The sequence below is a fragment of the Microbacterium profundi genome (assembly GCF_000763375.1).
GTDB lineage: Bacteria > Actinomycetota > Actinomycetes > Actinomycetales > Microbacteriaceae > Microbacterium > Microbacterium profundi.
Window position 1 is genome coordinate 431,967 of record NZ_JPSY01000001.1, and the last position, 17,250, is coordinate 449,216.

General features: G+C 65.3%; 15 protein-coding genes. 11 read left to right on the top strand and 4 right to left on the bottom strand.

Annotated elements, in window-relative coordinates; all coding sequences use genetic code 11:
* Nucleotides 1-17 precede the first annotated feature (17 nt).
* The 5 genes from JF52_RS0102065 (at nucleotide 18) to JF52_RS0102085 (ending at nucleotide 7,651) form a co-directional block, all read left to right on the top strand.
* Nucleotides 18-1,232 (top strand): restriction endonuclease subunit S, encoded by a 1,215-nt coding sequence (locus JF52_RS0102065; protein ID WP_052166685.1) that lies wholly within the window; start codon nucleotides 18-20, stop codon nucleotides 1,230-1,232.
* Nucleotides 1,229-1,846 (top strand): hypothetical protein, encoded by a 618-nt coding sequence (locus tag JF52_RS0102070; RefSeq protein ID WP_033104843.1) that lies wholly within the window; start codon nucleotides 1,229-1,231, stop codon nucleotides 1,844-1,846. Before JF52_RS0102065 ends, JF52_RS0102070 begins: the two co-directional genes overlap by 4 nt.
* Before the next feature lie 99 nt (nucleotides 1,847-1,945).
* On the top strand, nucleotides 1,946-3,241 hold the full coding sequence (locus JF52_RS0102075; RefSeq protein ID WP_033104844.1) for a hypothetical protein: 1,296 nt from the start codon (nucleotides 1,946-1,948) through the stop codon (nucleotides 3,239-3,241).
* Between the two features lie 51 nt (nucleotides 3,242-3,292).
* Nucleotides 3,293-4,456, top strand: coding sequence for an ATP-binding protein (locus JF52_RS0102080; protein WP_152594798.1), 1,164 nt, complete (start codon nucleotides 3,293-3,295; stop codon nucleotides 4,454-4,456).
* A gap of 6 nt (nucleotides 4,457-4,462) precedes the next feature.
* Nucleotides 4,463-7,651 (top strand): type I restriction endonuclease subunit R, encoded by a 3,189-nt coding sequence (locus tag JF52_RS0102085; protein WP_033104845.1) that lies wholly within the window; start codon nucleotides 4,463-4,465, stop codon nucleotides 7,649-7,651.
* 10 nt (nucleotides 7,652-7,661) lie between these two features.
* On the opposite strand, the gene JF52_RS0102090 is transcribed toward JF52_RS0102085, so the two are convergent.
* The 3 genes from JF52_RS0102090 to JF52_RS0102100 all read right to left on the bottom strand — a co-directional run bounded on the left by JF52_RS0102090 (nucleotide 7,662) and on the right by JF52_RS0102100 (nucleotide 10,000).
* Nucleotides 7,662-8,216 carry an MOSC domain-containing protein gene (locus JF52_RS0102090; RefSeq protein ID WP_033104846.1) on the bottom strand — a complete coding sequence of 185 codons (555 nt, stop codon included), beginning with the start codon at nucleotides 8,214-8,216 and terminating at the stop codon, nucleotides 7,662-7,664.
* Nucleotides 8,213-8,734, bottom strand: coding sequence for a DUF6264 family protein (locus JF52_RS0102095; RefSeq protein ID WP_033104847.1), 522 nt, complete (start codon nucleotides 8,732-8,734; stop codon nucleotides 8,213-8,215). Before JF52_RS0102095 ends, JF52_RS0102090 begins: the two co-directional genes overlap by 4 nt.
* Before the next feature lie 261 nt (nucleotides 8,735-8,995).
* Nucleotides 8,996-10,000: a 4-hydroxy-3-methylbut-2-enyl diphosphate reductase gene (locus JF52_RS0102100; RefSeq protein ID WP_033104848.1), complete on the bottom strand. Its 1,005-nt coding sequence runs from the start codon at nucleotides 9,998-10,000 to the stop codon at nucleotides 8,996-8,998.
* A 149-nt stretch (nucleotides 10,001-10,149) separates the two neighbouring features.
* On the opposite strand from JF52_RS0102100, the gene xseA reads away from it, so the two are divergent.
* The 6 genes from xseA (at nucleotide 10,150) to JF52_RS0102130 (ending at nucleotide 15,751) form a co-directional block, all read left to right on the top strand.
* Nucleotides 10,150-11,427 (top strand): exodeoxyribonuclease VII large subunit, encoded by a 1,278-nt coding sequence (gene xseA / locus JF52_RS0102105; protein WP_033104849.1) that lies wholly within the window; start codon nucleotides 10,150-10,152, stop codon nucleotides 11,425-11,427.
* Between the two features lie 19 nt (nucleotides 11,428-11,446).
* Nucleotides 11,447-11,695 carry an exodeoxyribonuclease VII small subunit gene (locus JF52_RS0102110; protein WP_033104850.1) on the top strand — a complete coding sequence of 83 codons (249 nt, stop codon included), beginning with the start codon at nucleotides 11,447-11,449 and terminating at the stop codon, nucleotides 11,693-11,695.
* Entirely contained in the window at nucleotides 11,692-12,333 is a 642-nt protein-coding gene (locus JF52_RS0102115; protein WP_033104851.1) for a DUF4245 family protein, read from the top strand. The genes JF52_RS0102110 and JF52_RS0102115 overlap by 4 nt, the downstream gene beginning before the upstream one ends.
* Nucleotides 12,330-13,004 (top strand): carbonic anhydrase, encoded by a 675-nt coding sequence (locus tag JF52_RS0102120; protein ID WP_033104852.1) that lies wholly within the window; start codon nucleotides 12,330-12,332, stop codon nucleotides 13,002-13,004. The genes JF52_RS0102115 and JF52_RS0102120 overlap by 4 nt, the downstream gene beginning before the upstream one ends.
* On the top strand, nucleotides 13,001-14,422 hold the full coding sequence (locus JF52_RS0102125) for a class II fumarate hydratase (protein ID WP_084595478.1): 1,422 nt from the start codon (nucleotides 13,001-13,003) through the stop codon (nucleotides 14,420-14,422). Before JF52_RS0102120 ends, JF52_RS0102125 begins: the two co-directional genes overlap by 4 nt.
* A 495-nt stretch (nucleotides 14,423-14,917) precedes the next feature.
* A complete protein-coding gene (locus tag JF52_RS0102130; protein ID WP_084595480.1) occupies nucleotides 14,918-15,751 on the top strand; it encodes a type IV toxin-antitoxin system AbiEi family antitoxin domain-containing protein in 834 nt (277 codons plus the stop codon).
* A gap of 118 nt (nucleotides 15,752-15,869) precedes the next feature.
* Here the strand turns inward: JF52_RS0102130 and JF52_RS0102135 are convergent, their stop codons facing one another.
* A complete protein-coding gene (locus JF52_RS0102135) occupies nucleotides 15,870-17,144 on the bottom strand; it encodes a PhoH family protein (RefSeq protein WP_033104853.1) in 1,275 nt (424 codons plus the stop codon).
* Nucleotides 17,145-17,250: the final 106 nt, after the last annotated feature.

Below are 17,250 nucleotides of genomic sequence, written 5' to 3' on the forward strand. Positions count from 1 at the left end.
GACTGTCAGGTCTGGCAGTGAACCGCGGACTCGTCGGCGGCCCGTTCGGATCATCACTCGTCAGTAGTGACTACGCGGACGACGGAATCCCCGTCATCCGCGGAACGAACATGGGCTGCGGGCGCTACGTCGGAGGCGAATTTGCGTATGTCTCGACTGACAAGTTCGACCGTGACCTCTCACGCAACGTCGCATCTGCACGCGACATCGTCTTCACGCAGCGCGGCACGCTTGGGCAAGTCGCTCTCGTTCCTGAGTCGCGTCACAACGTGTATGTCATCTCACAAAGCCAGATGAGACTTCGAGTAGATCCGGAAAAAGCCTCCCCGGAGTTCGTCTACTACGCGGCGACCTCGCCAGATTTCCTTCGACAGATAGATGATCGCGCGATCTCGACCGGCGTTCCCCATACGAATCTAGGGATCCTTGCAGAGCTTGAGGTGCCAGACCTGCCCCTACTCGAGCAGCAGGCAATCGCCGAGGTGCTGGGCGCTCTCGACGACAAGATCGCCGCCAACACCCGCCTCGCCGCCACTACTGAACAAATGCTCCGGGCGGAAATCGATCTAAGATGGCTCAATCACGCTGACCGAAGCGCAAGGCTCTCGGACTTCGTAGAGCTCAATCCGACCACGCGCTTGCCAGCAACTGGGGACGAACCGGCCTATATCGATATGCGGAAGCTCCCCGAGGCTGGCTGGTCCATCGCGGGCGTGGAACGACGCGCTGCAAAAGGTGGAGCACGGTTCAAGAATGGCGACACACTGCTTGCCCGGATCACTCCGTGCCTCGAGAACCGCAAGACCGGCTACGTTGACGTGCTCTCCGACGATGAGGTGGCGGTTGGATCCACCGAGTTCATCGTTCTCCGTGCGCGCGACGGCATCGCCCAGCCGATCTCGTTCCTTCTTGCTACTGAATCGCGCTTCCGAGAGCACGCGATCCAGCACATGGTTGGCACGTCTGGCAGGCAGCGAGTCGCCGCGAACGATCTCAACGACTTCGCCTTGCCGACGCCCGACGTGTCGTGGCTGCAGGACTTTGGAACACGGGCATCCGCGACATTCGCCGCTGTGCAGGCAAACAGCACCGAGAACCGCACCCTCGCCGCAACCCGTGACGCGCTCCTCCCGCAGCTCATGTCCGGCCAACTCCGAGTGACAGATGTCGATCGGTTCGTTGACGCGGCCACCGCGACTCCGCTCGAAACCACAGACAAGGATCGATCATGAACCCGACCAGTGACTTTGAGCAGGAACAGAGACAACCCGATGCCGATGCACCAACAGGCGAGGGCTCGCCCGACAAGCAGCGATTGTCACCGCTGCTCATCGGGCTGTCCAGCGCCGCGCTCGTTGTCGGTCTTGCCATCGGCGGCGGGATCGGGTGGGGAATCACCGCGAGCGAACTGCAGCCGCAGCTCGATGCTGCTGAGTCCACGATTCAGAGCCAAGACTCAGAGCTGCTGATCGCCCAAGCCGACCTTGAGACGGCCCAGAAGCGACGTGACGACGCCGAAGCGGAGTACACCACCAAACTCGAAGAGCTCGCCGCGATGGAAGCTGACCTTGCGGAGCGCGAAACAGCCGTGAGTGCAACGGAGAAGGAGATCGCGGCGAATTCGTTCGGCGGCGGCGTACGGCTCGTCGGCACCAACACCGCTGCTGGAGTGTATTCGACCGGCGAAATAGCCTCAGGAATGTGCTACTACGTGTGGAAGACAGGCACGGGATCCGACGCCGGCATCGTTGATAACAACATCGTCAAGTCCGGAACTGCCACAGTCACCCTCAACGACGGCGACGTATTCGAATCGAATGGCTGCGGAACATGGACGAAGCAATGAGCTTCGCCGTCGTCGACTTCGAGATCATCACCACGCGATCCCGCATCACCCAACCAATCCGCCGCAGCGTTGTTGCTGTCCGAACATCCGGAGTGCCAGATGAACGATGAGATCGACCTCCTCGACCACGAGATCGAGCTGATCAGCGACGGCGATGGCGTTGCCGTGATCGGGCCGCCGCTGGCGATCGAGCAGTTCCTCAGCTCACGCGGACTCCAATCGCGCGACCTCGGACTACAGAAGCTCGGCACCAAATTCGGTGCTGCATCAGGCGCTGCGCAGGCGGGCTCTCAGATCGCGGAGCACTCCGGCCGGTGGATCAAGCTGACGAAGGACTCCGCGAAGGCACTGAACGACCTTCCTCCGATGAAGGGCTCGTCGTCTGAGGTCGCTCGTGCCATCGTGACGAAGAATGGCAAGATCAGCGGCATCCTCGAATTCGTTCGCACCCCGGGCGCGATGCTCACGAACCCGGCGCTCCTCGCGGGCGCCGCCGGAATCATGTCACAGATCGCCATGCAGCAGACCATGGACGAGATCACCGACTATCTTGCCGAGATCGACGCAAAGGTCGACGATGTGCTGCGCGCTCAGAAGGATGCGGCGCTCGCCGACATGATCGGCGTCGAGTTCGTCGTCGAAGAGGCGATGACGATCCGTGAGCAGGTCGGATTCGTCTCTCAGACCACATGGTCGAAGGTACAAGCCACGACCTCAACCGTCGCACGCACACAGGCGTATGCACTGCGGCAACTCGATGCCATCGCTGAGAAGCTCGAGCGCACCGCCAAGATGGGCGACCTCGCCGACAACACCAAAGACGCAGAAGGCGTCGTTCAGGAATGGCTCGCTGTGCTCGCCCGCTGCTTCCAACTGCAAGATGCCACCGCGATTCTCGAACTCGATCGTGTACTCGACGATTCACCCGACGACCCCGGCGAGATCGAACGGCACCGCCGGGGGCTGCTCACGGCGCGCAAAAATCGGAAGGCTCTCATCTCACGAACCACAGCCGGACTCATCGCACGTATGGACGCAGCCGCCACGCGCGCGAATACGAAGGTCCTACTCAATCCGCTTGCCTCACGCGATGTCGTGAACGCCAGCAACCACGTCGCAAGCGACGTCATCGAGTTCCATGAGCACCTGGGAATCGAGAGCGACCGCAGCACCGTCGAAGTGAAGCGGTGGCGCGAGGCCGCCGGCGAGCTGGGCGAAGACGTTGTGGAGAACAGCACGGAGGCCGCAGAAGCCGTCGGTCGATTCGCAGGCGAGACGGTCGACAACCTCCGCAGTGGTACGGGCAAACTCCTGTCCGGACTCGGCGAGCGCCTGCTCCGCAAGGACGCCAAGCCGAACGACGGGCACGGAGACGAGTCAGAAACCGTTGTATAAACGTCTTCATCGAAGTATAAAGAAATATAAAGGAGTACAAACGTGGCTTACGTGAACGACAGTCCCTTCCGGGCAGGCTTCGGCAAGACTCCGCCGATGCTGGCAGGACGCGACTCCGTTCTCGACAGCTTCGCCGCGGCGCTTGCTGAAGGCACCTGGAGCACCGAGCGCACAATGCTCATCGAGGGCCTTCGGGGCGTCGGCAAGACCGTGCTCCTGAACGCACTAGAAGACATCGCACGCGAGCGCGGCTGGCTCGTGATCGCCGAGACCGCGACTCCCGGGTTCATGGATCGCATCACGAACAGCCACTTACAACGCGCGATCGACGAGATCGATCCGCCTAAGGAACGGCACATCACCGGCGCCAGCGTCGCTGGAGCCAGCATCACGACCCAGGTCGTTCCCCCGCCGCAGTATCCAGTGACGCTGCGCTCTCAATTGGAGAAGATCACAGAACTGGTCGCCCCTCGCGGAGTGCTGATCACTCTCGATGAAATCAACACCCACTCCATTACCGAACTGGCAGAGTTCGCCGCAGAGCACCAGCACGCGATCCGCAGCGACCTGGAGGTTGCATTCGTCGGCGCTGGGCTGCGCAGCGCGATCAAGGAAGCGCTCAGCCACCGCAGCCTGACATTTCTGCGGCGATCGCTGCGGCCGCCTATCGACTTTCTCGAGTACGACGACGTGATCGACGCGCTCCGCATCCCCATCGTCGACCGAGGACGCACCATCGGATCAGAGGCGCTCGACTACGCGGTCCGCGCGACCCAGGGGTATCCATTCCTTGCGCAACTGATCGGAGATCTCGCTTGGAAGGCATCCCCGAACAACGCCAGCATCTCGCTCGACGACGTCAAGTCCGCGTATCGCCGGGCACGGCGCACGATGGGCCGCAACATCCATGAGCCGTCCCTGAGTGATCTCTCTCACACCGATCTGACCGTGCTGGCACATATGGCCGCGAACGACGGCCCGACAGCGGTGAGTGAGCTTCGAGCCGGGCTTGGAGTCAACCCGCAGTATCTCAACGTGTACCGCCAGCGGCTTATCGACGCGGGCATGATCATTCCCGCCGGCCATGGCAAGGTCGACATAGCGATGCCCTACCTGCGTGAGTATCTCCGTGACCACGTGGTCTCCGACGCCACTACGGACCGCGCACTTCAGCGCCCCAGTTTCCCCGCGCCGCCGGCGCTCGATGAGGAGTGAGCAATCATGACCACCATCTCCGAAGCCGTCTGGGAGCAGAGCGCCCAGAACACGCTCGCCGAACCCCTGGGCTGGCATCCGTTGCACGGCGAGCAGATCTCCCCCGGCTCCGGCGAGCGCGACAGCTGGGACGAGCTGCTCATCCGTCCGCGCCTGCTCGAGGCGCTGCGCCGGCTGAATCCCGGCGTTCCCGCTCACTATCTGAAGCAGGCGGTCGTCGAGATCGCCTCGCCGACCTCGCAGGATGCGATCACCGAGAATCACCGCATCCACCGATACCTCACCAACGGCTACCCGCTCAGCTACATCGATCAGGACGGCATCGAGCAGAACCCCTCGCTGCGTCTGCTCAGCACTGATCCGGCGCAGAATGACTGGCTCACGGTGAACCAGGTCACCATCCGTCAGACGACACCCGGTCACGGAGAGGTGCATCGCCGCTTCGACGTCGTGCTCTACGTGAACGGCATGCCGATCAGCATCATCGAATTGAAGCGGGCCGGAGTCGGCGCAGCATCCGCTCACTCCCAGTTGCAGACCTACCTGCGCGAGTTCCCGATGGCCTTCCGATTCTGCGTCTTCACCCTCGCCAGCGACGGCCTCGAAGCCAAGTACGGCACGCCGTTCACTCCCCTCAACCATTTCTCGCCCTGGAACGTCGACGACGACGGCGTACCTCTGCAACAGCCGCGCATGGAGGGCGACGAAGACGTCCAAGCCCTCGACGACGCCCTCTCGGGCCTCTACAACCAAGAACGTTTCCTTCAGCTCACACGCAACTTCACCGCATTCGATGAGGGCTCCGACGGACTCGTCAAGCGCATCGCCAAGCCGCACCAGTACTTCGCCGTCACCAAGGCCGTCGGCAAGACCGTGCAGGCGGTGGAGACCAACGGCAAGGCAGGCGTCGTCTGGCACACGCAGGGCTCGGGCAAGTCGATGGAGATGGAACTCTACGCCAACCTCGCCGCGCGCCACCACAAGCTCAAGAACCCCACGATCGTCGTCATCACCGACCGCAACGAACTCGACGGGCAGCTGTTCCAGACGTTCGATCAGAGCCTGCTGCTGCCCGAGAAGCCCGTGCAGGTCGCCACTCGCAGCCAGCTCCGCGAAGAACTGCAGGCCCGCAACACCGGCGGCATCTACTTCACGACCCTGCAGAAGTTCGGCCTCAGCAAGGCCGAGAAAGATGCCGGAATCAAGCATCCGCTGCTCAGCGAACGCCGCAACATCATCGTCGTCGTCGATGAAGCGCACCGCAGCCACTACGACGACCTCGACGGGTACGCGCACCACCTGCGCCGCGCGCTCCCCCACGCCACGCTGATCGCGTTCACCGGCACGCCGATCTCATTCGCCGAGCGGAACACGCAAGACGTCTTCGGCGAATACATCGACATCTACGACCTCAGCCGGGCCGTCGACGACGGCGCCACGGTACCTGTCTACTTCGAACCGCGCCTCATCAAAGTCGCTTTCGCCGCAGACGTCTCGCCAGAGGAGATCGACGCCGCGGCCGATGAGTACACGGTCGGACTCGATGAGACCGAGCGCGCCCGGCTCGAAGCATCCGTCGCTGTCGTCAACGCCGTCTACGGCTCACCAGAGCGCATCGACGCCCTCGCAGACGACCTGCTCGACCACTGGGAGAAACGCCGCGCCGCTATGGCGCCGTTCGTCGAGGGTCCGGGCAAGGCTCTCATCGTCGGCGGCACGCGCGAGATCTGCGCCAAGTTGTACGCCGCGATCATCGAACGCCGCCCGGACTGGCACTCCGACGCGCTGGATGCCGGACGCATCAAGGTCGTCTACTCGGGCACCGCCAGCGATCAGCCGCCGATCAGCGATCACGTGCGTCGCGACTCTCAGAACGCGGTCATCAAGGATCGGTTGAAGGACGCTGAGGACGAACTCGAACTCGTGATCGTCAAAGACATGATGCTCACCGGCTTCGACGCGCCGCCATTGCACACGCTCTACCTCGATCGGCCGCTCAAGGGGGCACTGCTCATGCAGACCCTCGCCCGCGTGAACCGTACGTTCCGCGGAAAGCAGGACGGCCTGCTGGTCGCCTATGCGCCGCTGGCAGACAACCTCTCCAAGGCACTGCAGGAATACACCGTCACCGACCAGGAGAACAAGCCGGTCGGACGCGACGTCGAAGAGGCGCAGGAACTCGCCCTCGCCTACCTGGAGCAGATCCGCCCGTTGCTGGCCGGCCACGACTGGCGCAATGATCTGAAGGCGGGAGGGCCGCGCGCAGGCCTTCGGGCGGTGACGAGAGCCACCAGCTTCCTGCGCGAACCCGTCCGCAACCAACCGGACAGCGACGGAGACACCTCGGCGACGACGGCCGTGCGCTTCCGCAAGCTCAGCAGTCAACTCGCCCGCGTCTGGGCTCTCGCCTCCGGCGGAAGCACGCTCACAGACGTGCGCGATGAGATCGCCTTCTACGAAGAGGTGCGCATCTGGATGGCGAAGTTCGACGCGCAGGATCGTCAGGCGCGCGACGAACCGATTCCCGACGACATCCAGCGCCTGCTCGGCGTTCTCATCGCAGAGTCGACCGAGACGGGCGATGTCATCGACATCTACGAGGCCGCCGGGATGCCACGTCTCTCGCTCGACGACCTCACGCCGAAGTTCGTCGAAGAGGTGCAGCACGCCCGCAACCCCCAACTGGCGATCGAGGCGCTCCGCGCCGCACTCATCGATGAGAGCCTCGCCGTGTCGCGGGGCAACCTGGTACGCCAGCGCGCGTTCTCCGAGCGGATCGCCGAGATCATGTTCCGCTACACGAACCAGCAGCTGACCTCCGCCGAGGTCATCGCCGAACTGGTGGAGCTGGCGAAGGAGGTGGCAGCCGAAGCATCCCGGGGCCAGCACTTCACGCCGGCGCTGTCGAACGACGAACTCGCCTTCTACGATGCGGTCGCGACCAACGAATCGGCGGTCGACGTGCACGGAGAGGACACCCTCGCGAAGATCGCGCGTGAACTCGTCGCGGTCATGCGCCGCGACGTGCGCACCGACTGGACCGTCCGCGACGACGTGCGGGCCAAGCTGCGCTCATCGATCAAGCGACTGCTGGTGAAGTACAAGTACCCGCCGGACAAGCAGCCTGCCGCCATCGGGCTCGTGATGGACCAGATGGAGGCGATGGCACCGCGGTACGCAGCCGAACGCGGCTGAGCCGATCGGCCTATCCGGCCCGGTACACCTCGAGGATCGTCGGGGCGTCATCCGGTCGCTCGAGAACGATGATCTCGTCGCCGGCCTCGATGCGCCCGTTCTTGACGACGCGCAAATAGGGGCCGAGTCGTCCCGCGGCAGAGAAGCGCTTGACCCAGCCGCGCTCGTCGTCACCGCCTACCCAGCGCGCGAAAGTCTGGCAGGGTGTGCGTGGCATGGTCACTTCGACAACCACAGCCCCGCCGATCTGCCATTGCTCGCCGATGCGTGCCGCGTTCACGTCCAGACCCTCGACACGCAAGTTCTCACCGAACCATCCCGGCGGCAGCTCACGCCCGAGTTCGTTCGCCCAGTACGCGGCGTCCGCCTGCGAATACGCGTACACCGCTTTATCGAGACCACCGTGGTTCTTGCGGTCCGCCTGCACGTCGGCGTATACCCCGTACGCGCCGACACGGACCGGACCCGTCACCGGACGCTTGTCGATCGCCGTCGACCCGACGGCACCGGCGTCTGGTCGCAACTGGTGCACGGCACAGACAGCGACCAGGCTCGCACCGCTCATCGACCCGACATCCCGTCGACATAGGCCATGAAGGCAGGGTCACCCATCATCGGAATCATGATGCAGATCGACACGATCAGCATGGTCGCAGCGGCACCGACGAGCGGCACCCACCAAGTGAGCTTTCCGGTGCGCAGGCGGCGCAGCGAAAGCCATGCCGTGATCACCCAGCCCACGACAAGGAGGATCGCAGCGGTCGTGCCCCACAGCTTGCCCTGAGCGAAGTTCGTGAACTCGCCCTCGACGCCGAGGATCCGCATGCTCTCGTTCATCACGGTCGGCAGGTCGAGGTACGACAGACCCGTCATGACGACGTTGACGAGGCCGTAGGCCAGCAGGGCGATCGTGACGATCCGGTCCCACGGGCGCGCCTTCGCGATCGAAGGAGCGGGCGCGGGCTGCGCCGGCTGCTCGATCGATGGGGCGGCAGGCACAGCATCCGCCGGAGGAAGCCCCGCGAGGCGCCGTTGCTCGTCCGGAGTCGCATATTCGCCGTACTGGGGCCGCTGATCGGTCATCCCGACATGCTAACCGGCTCATCGTTGAACGGATCGCAGAAACGGTTCCGCAGTCGCACGACGCAGAGAGACAGCCACAGAGATCTCGACGGCCCCTGAGGAGTGGGGACTCCTCGGGGGCCGCTGAAGCGGAACGCTGGGGACGCTCTCGCCTCAAGATGAAGCTGCGCTGGGGACGCACCCTCCATCTGCAGCACCGTGATACGTGTGCTGCACGACAAGCCTAAGACAACTGTGGCGACGAGCGCGCGGGGTTGTCGTTCAGGAGGTGGTCGAATCCGCTGTCGCGCGGCCACCGAGTGCACGCGCGTCGCGCTGCCCGGAGGAGTCCTGGCGCAGTTCCTTGGGAAGCGAGAAAATGAGATCTTCCTCGGCGGTGCGGACTTCCTCGACGTCGCCGTAGCCCGCCGCGGCGAGCGTCTCGAGGACTTCCCGCACGAGGACCTCGGGGACGGAAGCGCCGCTCGTCACGCCGACCGTCGCGACGCCGTCGAGCCACTCCTGCTTGATCTCTTCGGCGTAATCCACCCGGTACGCGGCCTTGGCGCCGTACTCCAGCGCCACCTCGACCAGACGAACGCTGTTGGACGAGTTCGACGAACCGACGACGATCACGAGTTCAGCGTCGACGGCGACCTTCTTGATCGCGACCTGACGGTTCTGGGTGGCGTAGCAGATGTCGTCGGATGGCGGCGCCTGCAGATCGGGGAAGCGCAGACGCAGCCTGTTGACGGTCTCCATCGTCTCGTCGACCGAAAGCGTGGTCTGCGAGAGCCAGACGACCTTCGACGGGTCCTTGACCACGACGGTGTCAGCCTCTTCCGGCGAGTTGACGATGGTCACTCGCTCCGGTGCGTGACCGGCCGTACCCTCGACCTCTTCGTGTCCCTCGTGGCCGATGAGCAGGATCTCGAAATCGTCGCGCGCGAAACGCACGGCCTCACGGTGCACCTTGGTCACCAGAGGGCAGGTCGCGTCGATCGCGAGCAGGCCCCGATCGGATGCCGCCTCCACGACCGCAGGAGAGACACCGTGCGCGCTGAACACGACATGCGCGCCGGACGGCACCTCGTCGACCTCTTCGACGAAGATCGCGCCCTTCTCTTCGAGCTCGGTGACCACATGGATGTTGTGCACGATCTGCTTGCGCACGTAGACGGGTGCGCCGTAGCGCTCGAGCGCCTTCTCGACCGCGACGACGGCACGATCGACGCCGGCGCAGTAACCACGGGGAGCGGCGAGCAGAACCCGCTTGTGTCCGTCCACCGGGTTATCCTGAAGCCGCGTCGCCCGCGATCGAGGGATGCGGGGAACGGGAAGATGTACGGTGGCCTGGCTCACCCTTCGATCCTACCTTCGAACGGTCGTGCCGGGCCTGGACGGGCACTCAGACGCATGAGCACGGAAGGGGCCAGATGACGGTCTTCGAAGCGACACCGGCGAAGGGCGAGGCTCCCGCGGCGGATGCCGTGGCTCCGCGCGACTCGACCTCGGACACCCCGACGTCCGTCGCCCGGTTGAACGGCACGATCCGCGATTTCATCGCACGGTGGAACGTCGTGTGGGTCGAGGGCGAGATCACTTCCTGGAACGTGCGCGGCGGCAACGTGTTCGCCCGCCTCAAGGACACCCTCTCCGACGCGCAGATCTCGATCCGCATCTGGTCGAGCGTGCGTGGACGCATCCCCGCCGATCTCGGCATCGGCGACCATGTCGTCGCGGCGGTCAAGGCAGACTACTTCGTCAAGGCCGGCGACTTCAGCTTCACCGTGTCATCCATGAAGCACGTCGGTCTCGGCGACCAGCTCGAGCGCCTCGAGAAGCTGCGCGCACAGCTGCGCCAGGAGGGGCTGTTCGATCCGTCCCGCAAGAAACCTCTGCCCTTCCTCCCGCACGTGATCGGTCTCATCACCGGCGAGCGCTCGGATGCCGAGAAGGATGTGCATCGCAACTCGGAGCTGCGCTGGCCGCAGGTGCGCTTCCGCACCGAGTACGCCGCTGTGCAGGGCGATCGCTGCGTGCCGGAGACCCTGGCCGCGCTGGCGACGCTCGACGCCGACCCGGACGTCGACGTGATCATCATCGCTCGCGGCGGCGGCGACCCGCAGACCCTGCTCGGATTCAGCGACGAGCGCCTCGTGCGGGCGGTTGCCGCGGCATCCACCCCCGTCGTCTCCGCCATCGGACACGAGAACGACCATCCTCTTCTCGACGACGTCGCCGACCTCCGCGCCTCGACGCCGACGGATGCCGCGAAACGTGTCGTCCCCGACGTCGGAGAGCAGCGCGCCCTCATCGGCCAGCTGCGCTCACGCGCCACGACGCGACTCACGCAGCGCATCTCGCACGACATCCAGCAGCTCGATCAGTTGCGCAGCCGACCGGTGCTGCGCTCACCCGACCCGATCGTCGAAAGCCGCGCGCAGGAGATCTGGCTGCAGGTCTCGCGCGGACGCGACACCATCACCCGCCGGCTCGACACCGCCGCACGCAAGACGACCGAATTGCGTGCTTCGCTGCGTGCCCTCTCGCCCGCCGCGACGCTGGCGCGGGGCTACGCGATCGCGCACCTCGACGGCGGTGTGATCCTGCGCGATGCGGCGGATGCTCCGGCCGGAGCATCGTTGACCATCACGGTCGACCGCGGATCGGTCGCCGCCCGCTCCGAGGGCGAGATCGCGGAAGCGGAGTGATGAGCGTGCTGGACGTAGGATGGAAACCGTGACTGCGCCGACCGACTCCCCTGTCGAGACCCTGTCGTTCGAGGCCGCTCGCGACGAACTCGTGCGCGTGGTCGCCGAACTCGAGCAGGGCGCCCCGACCCTCGAGCACTCCCTCGCTCTCTGGGAGCGTGGCGAGGCGCTCGCCGCACGCTGCGAGGAGTGGCTGCTGGGCGCGAAGCGCCGTCTCGATGAGGCCCGTGCCGCGGCATCCGATTCCCCCTCGAGGGAAGAATCGTGAGCAAGAACCCTCCGATCGTCGCCGAGCTCGGACGCCCCGAGACGCCGGAGGAGACCGCGGCCCGCAAGGCGGAGTTCAGCAAGAGCTACCGCGCGAGCCAGAACTTCCGCAACCTCGTCGCCGCACTCCTCATCACCCTTGCCGTGGTCGCGGTCGTCATCTTCGCGGTTCCGCGAGGAGAACGGGCGTCAGAGCCGACGGTGGACGTCGCCGCGATCGCCGCTGATGTCGAGACGACCATGGGCAGCCCCGCCCTCGTGCCAGAGCCGGACGACTTCTGGCGGGTGAACGCGGCCGAGCTGCAGGGCGGCGCGACCGTCGTATGGAACATCACGCTGGCACCCGCCGCCGAGGACGAGCGCGGTTTCATCCGCGTGGCACAGGCGTTCGATGACGATTCCTCGTGGGCGCCTCAGATGCTGAGCGGCACCGCCGCCACCGACACGACGCGGATCGGCGGGCTGGACTGGGACGTGTACGAACTCGGCGGCGACACCGACGACAACGTGTCGTACGCCATCGGCACCCAGGCCGGCGACGACTACATCCTGCTGTACGGCTCGCGTTCGGCCGATTCGACGGCCGAGCTCGCGGAGTCGCTCATCCCCCAGATCAACGTCATCGCGGAGGCCTCATGACGACGCTCACCCCCACAGCAGCCTGGCAGCAGATGCTCGACGGCAACCGTCGATTCGTGAACGGTGAGCCGCGGCATCCGAATCAGGATGTCGAGCGACGTCACGACCTGGCCCATCAGCAGAATCCGGTCGCCACATTGTTCGGATGCTCGGACTCGCGCCTGGCTGCGGAGATCATCTTCGATCTCGGCCTCGGCGACCTGTTCGTGGTGCGCAACGCCGGACAGGTGATCGGCGAGTCGATCGTCGGGAGCCTCGAGTACGCCGTCGAGATCCTCAAGGTGCCGCTGATCGTCGTCCTCGCGCACGACGAGTGCGGTGCCGTGCGCGCAGCGATCGAGGGCACCGCGATCGACGCCGACCCGCTGCCGCCGCACATCTGGAAGCTCATCGCGCCGATCATCCCCGCCGCCCGCAAGGTGCTGGCTCAGAACGGCGGCACATCTCCCGCCGACATCGATGCCGAGCGGGTCGGACGCGAGCACCTGCGCAACACGGTGGCGAACCTGCTGCAGTCGTCCGAGCTGATCAGCGACGCGGTCGCCGAGGGCCGGCTGGGCATCGTGGGCGCCAACTACCGTCTTGCCGAGGGCACGGCCGTGCCCGCCATCTCAGTAGGAATCAACACCGGGGTCGAGGACGTCCCCGCAACCAAGGAGGGATCGCAGTGACCGACACTCACCAGCGCAGCGGCGAAGAATCGCAGGGCTACCGCATCGAGCACGACACCATGGGCGAGGTCCGTGTGCCAGTGAACGCACTGTACGGTGCGCAGACGCAGCGTGCAGTGGAGAACTTCCCGATCTCGGGCAAGGGCCTGGAGCCGGCGCAGATCGCCGCCCTCGCGCGCATCAAGAAGGCGGCGGCGCTCGCGAACAAGGAGCTCGGCACCCTCGACGGCGCCATCGCGGATGCCATCGCCGCTGCCGCCGACCGCGTGGCCTCTGGCGCGCACGACGACGAGTTCCCGGTCGACACCTACCAGACCGGTTCGGGCACCTCGTCGAACATGAACATGAACGAGGTGCTGGCGTCCATCGCCTCCAGCATCCTCGGCTCGGCTGTGCACCCGAACGACCACGTGAACGCGTCGCAGTCGTCGAACGATGTGTTCCCCACCTCCGTGCACATCGCCGTCACCCAGGCGCTCATCGACACGCTGATCCCGTCGCTGCACCACCTCGCCGTCGCCCTCGAGGCGAAGGCCGATCTGTGGAAGGATGCCGTGAAGTCGGGCCGCACGCACCTCATGGACGCGACGCCCGTCACCCTCGGCCAAGAGTTCGGCGGCTACGCCCGCCAGATCCGCCTCGGCATCGAGCGCGTGCAGTCCGCTCTCCCCCGCGTCGCCGAGGTGCCGCTTGGCGGAACGGCCGTCGGCACCGGCATCAACACGCCGCTCGGCTTCCCGCAGAAGGTCATCGCGCTGCTCGCGGAGGAGACCGAGCTGCCGATCACCGAGGCGAAGGACCACTTCGAGGCTCAGGCCAACCGCGACGGCCTGGTTGAGGCATCCGGCGCTCTTCGCACGATCGCGGTGTCGCTGACGAAGATCAACAACGACCTGCGCTGGATGGGCTCCGGCCCGAACACCGGCCTCGGCGAGATCCACATCCCGGATCTGCAGCCCGGCTCGTCGATCATGCCCGGCAAGGTCAACCCGGTCATCCCGGAGGCCGTGCTGATGGTCTGCGCCCGCGTGATCGGCAACGACGCGACCGTGGCATGGGCGGGAGCATCCGGAGCGTTCGAGCTGAACGTCGCGATCCCCGTCATGGGCACGGCGCTGCTGGAGTCGATCCGTCTGCTGTCCAACGCCTCACGCGTGCTGGCCGACAAGACGATCGACGGTTTGAAGGCGAACACCGAGCGTGCGGCCGCGTTCGCCGGGATGTCGCCGTCGATCGTGACGCCGTTGAACAAGCTCATCGGCTACGAGGCAGCGGCGAAGATCGCCAAGCACGCCGTCGCCCAGGGCGTCACGGTGCGCGATGCCGTGATCGACCTCGGCTACGTCGAGCGCGGCGAGCTGACGCTGGAGCAGCTCGACGAGAAGCTCGACCTGCTCTCGATGACCCACCCGGGCTGAGTCCGGGTCACCTGTTCCACCTGTCGGAGCCTGTTGCGCCCGTCGGAGGTTTTGTCGAAAATCCTCCGACACCTGCAACAGGCTCCGCCGTGTGTAACATCCCGGCATCCGTTATCGATCACGATCGCCCGGTCGCCGACGGCAGGCAGCGGCTCGCCCTCGCGCTCGTACCCTACGACGAGTGAGGTCGTTGACGTCTTCTCGCCGCTGAGGATCGCCCCGACGAGCTGGTCGCGAAGCGGGCCGGGAAATGCGTACTCGGATACCGGCAGGTCGGTTTCAGGCATCCGCTCAGCTTACCCACGGATGCTGGCCTCCACGCGTGTCGCGGCCGCCGGAGTGTGTTGCACTTGTCGGATCATTTCGGCCGATTCCTCCTACGGGTGTCACACTCTCCGACGCATGCAACGCGCCCACTCTTCCTCCACATTCCGGTTCTCGTCGATCAACGGTGGATAGCCTCACCCAAGCGCTTGGACGCACCATCGTAGAAGCATGCTCGATCCATCGCAGACCATCGAACGCCTTGGCGGTATCGCACGAGGCTCTCATCTACAGCGCCTCGGCCTCACCCGTACGCAATTGTCACGCGCTGTTCGCGCAGGAAAGGTTCAGCGAGTGCGCCCCGGCGTCTTCGCCACGCGCGACCTCAACGGCGACATTCGCACGGCCGCGACGCATGGCGGGGCGCTTACCTGCGCTTCCGCGCTGCGCGCTCATGAAGTCTGGGTGCTTCCCGATGACGACGGACTCCACGTCTGGATGGGACCGAGCGGTCGCGTGCACAACCATGCTGACTGCTCATGCACCAGCCACTTCTACACTGGTACGCCGCCATTCGGGTATGCCTCGATCGAGACGTCGCTGCTGCATCTGCGGCGTTGCGCCGGCGACGAGGCGTTCTTCGCCGCATACGAATCCGCGCTTCGGCTGAAACTGCTGCGGAGGGCTGCTCGACAACGCCTAATTGCAGCACTGCCAGCATCCGCTCGTTGGCTCGTCGACATCGCCCGAACCAACGCCGACAGTGGTCTCGAATCTCTGCTGCGGCTGCGTCTGCATCTTCTCGGCATCCGACTCGACTGTCAGGTCGAGATCAGCGGTGTCGGGATAGTCGACTTCGTCATCGGCGGACGTCTCATCTTGGAGGCCGACGGCAAGGTGAACCACGACGGCAAGATGCGCCACAAGGATCTGGTGCGGGATGCTGCCGCCTCCGCGCGCGGGTATGAGACTCTGCGATTCGACTACGCGCAAGTTCTGTACGACTGGCCCACTGTGCAAGCGGCCATCATCGGTGCGCTGCGCCGTCTGCGTGAATACGCCTGATGCGGCAATCCGCTGTTACATCTGAAGGAGACTGTCACACCTGTCGGACACTTTCGCCGGAAAGCTACGACAGGTGCAACACCCTCCGACAGGTGCAACATGGCCCAACCATCGACTTTCAGTTGAGCTCCCCGCCCTCCAGCAGCTCCGTGACGAGCGCCGCGATGGCCGAGCGCTCCGAGCGCATCAGCGTCACGTGCGCGAACAGGTCGTGGCCCTTCAGCGTCTCGATCACCGAGGCGATGCCGTCGTGGCGGCCGACGCGCAGGTTGTCGCGCTGTCCGACGTCATGTGTGAGCACCACCCGGGAGTTCTGACCCATCCGGCTCAGCACCGTCAGCAGCACGTTGCGCTCCAGCGACTGCGCCTCGTCGACGATCACGAAGGCGTCGTGCAGCGAGCGGCCGCGGATGTGCGTGAGCGGGAGGACTTCGAGGATGCCGCGCTCGACGACCTCTTCCATGACGTTGCCCGAGACCACCGAGCCGAGGGTGTCGAAGACCGCCTGACCCCACGGGCCCATCTTCTCGCCCTGGTCGCCTGGCAGGTATCCGAGCTCCTGCCCGCCGACCGCGAACAGCGGGCGGAACACGATGATCTTCTTCTGCTGCTGCCGCTCGAGCACCGCTTCCAGCCCGGCGCACAGTGCCAGGGCCGACTTGCCCGTCCCTGCGCGACCTCCGAGCGAGACGATCCCCACATCGGGGTCGGTGAGCAGGTCGATCGCGATGCGCTGCTCAGCGGAGCGGCCGTGCATCCCGAACAGCTCGCGATCACCGCGCACCAGCTTGTATTCGCCGTCGCCGCTGATGCGTCCCAGTGCCGATCCGCGCTCGGAGTGGATGATGAGACCCGTGTTGACCGGAAGCCCTCGGGCCGCCTCGCTGATGCCGACCTCGCTCTCGTACAGGTCGCTGATCTCGTCGCCTGAGAGGTCGAGGTTCGCGATACCGGTCCAGCCGGAGTCCACGGCCTGCTCGGCGAGATACTCCTCGGCCGAGATTCCGAGAGAGGCGGCCTTGACCCGCATCGGCAGGTCCTTGGAGACGATCGTGACTTCCTGCCCGTCGTCTGCCAGGTGCATGGCCACCGCGAGGATGCGGCTGTCGTTGTCGCCGAGGCGGATGCCGCTGGGCAGCACCGATCCGTCGGTGTTGTTCAGCTCGACGCGCAGCGTGCCGCCTTCGCCGATGGGCACGGGGAAGTCGAGTCGTCCGTGCTCGATTCGCAGCTCATCCAGGTGCCGGAGCGCCTGCCGCGCGAAGTAGCCGATCTCCGGATCGTGACGTTTGCCCTCGAGCTCCGTGATCACGACGACCGGAAGAACGATCGAGTGCTCTGCGAAGCGGAAGAACGCCTGCGGATCCGACAGCAGCACCGAAGTGTCGAGCACATAGGTGCGAACGTCCTGATCCGACTTCCCTGAGGATGCCCGACGCGAGGACTGACGGGTGGACTGCTGTGCTGTACGTGTGGTCACGACCCACTCCCGACCCGGG

What these genes read in the sequence shown, in the direction of transcription:
- JF52_RS0102070 (WP_033104843.1), top strand. Translation starts at nt 1,229, where the DNA reads ATGAACCCGACCAGTGACTTTGAGCAGGAACAGAGACAACCCGATGCC.
- JF52_RS0102075 (WP_033104844.1), top strand. Translation starts at nt 1,946, where the DNA reads ATGAACGATGAGATCGACCTCCTCGACCACGAGATCGAGCTGATCAGC.
- JF52_RS0102085 (WP_033104845.1), top strand. Translation starts at nt 4,463, where the DNA reads ATGACCACCATCTCCGAAGCCGTCTGGGAGCAGAGCGCCCAGAACACG.
- JF52_RS0102090 (WP_033104846.1), bottom strand. Translation starts at nt 8,216, where the DNA reads ATGAGCGGTGCGAGCCTGGTCGCTGTCTGTGCCGTGCACCAGTTGCGA.
- JF52_RS0102095 (WP_033104847.1), bottom strand. Translation starts at nt 8,734, where the DNA reads ATGACCGATCAGCGGCCCCAGTACGGCGAATATGCGACTCCGGACGAG.
- xseA (WP_033104849.1), top strand. Translation starts at nt 10,150, where the DNA reads ATGACGGTCTTCGAAGCGACACCGGCGAAGGGCGAGGCTCCCGCGGCG.
- JF52_RS0102110 (WP_033104850.1), top strand. Translation starts at nt 11,447, where the DNA reads ATGGAAACCGTGACTGCGCCGACCGACTCCCCTGTCGAGACCCTGTCG.
- JF52_RS0102120 (WP_033104852.1), top strand. Translation starts at nt 12,330, where the DNA reads ATGACGACGCTCACCCCCACAGCAGCCTGGCAGCAGATGCTCGACGGC.
- JF52_RS0102130 (WP_084595480.1), top strand. Translation starts at nt 14,918, where the DNA reads ATGCTCGATCCATCGCAGACCATCGAACGCCTTGGCGGTATCGCACGA.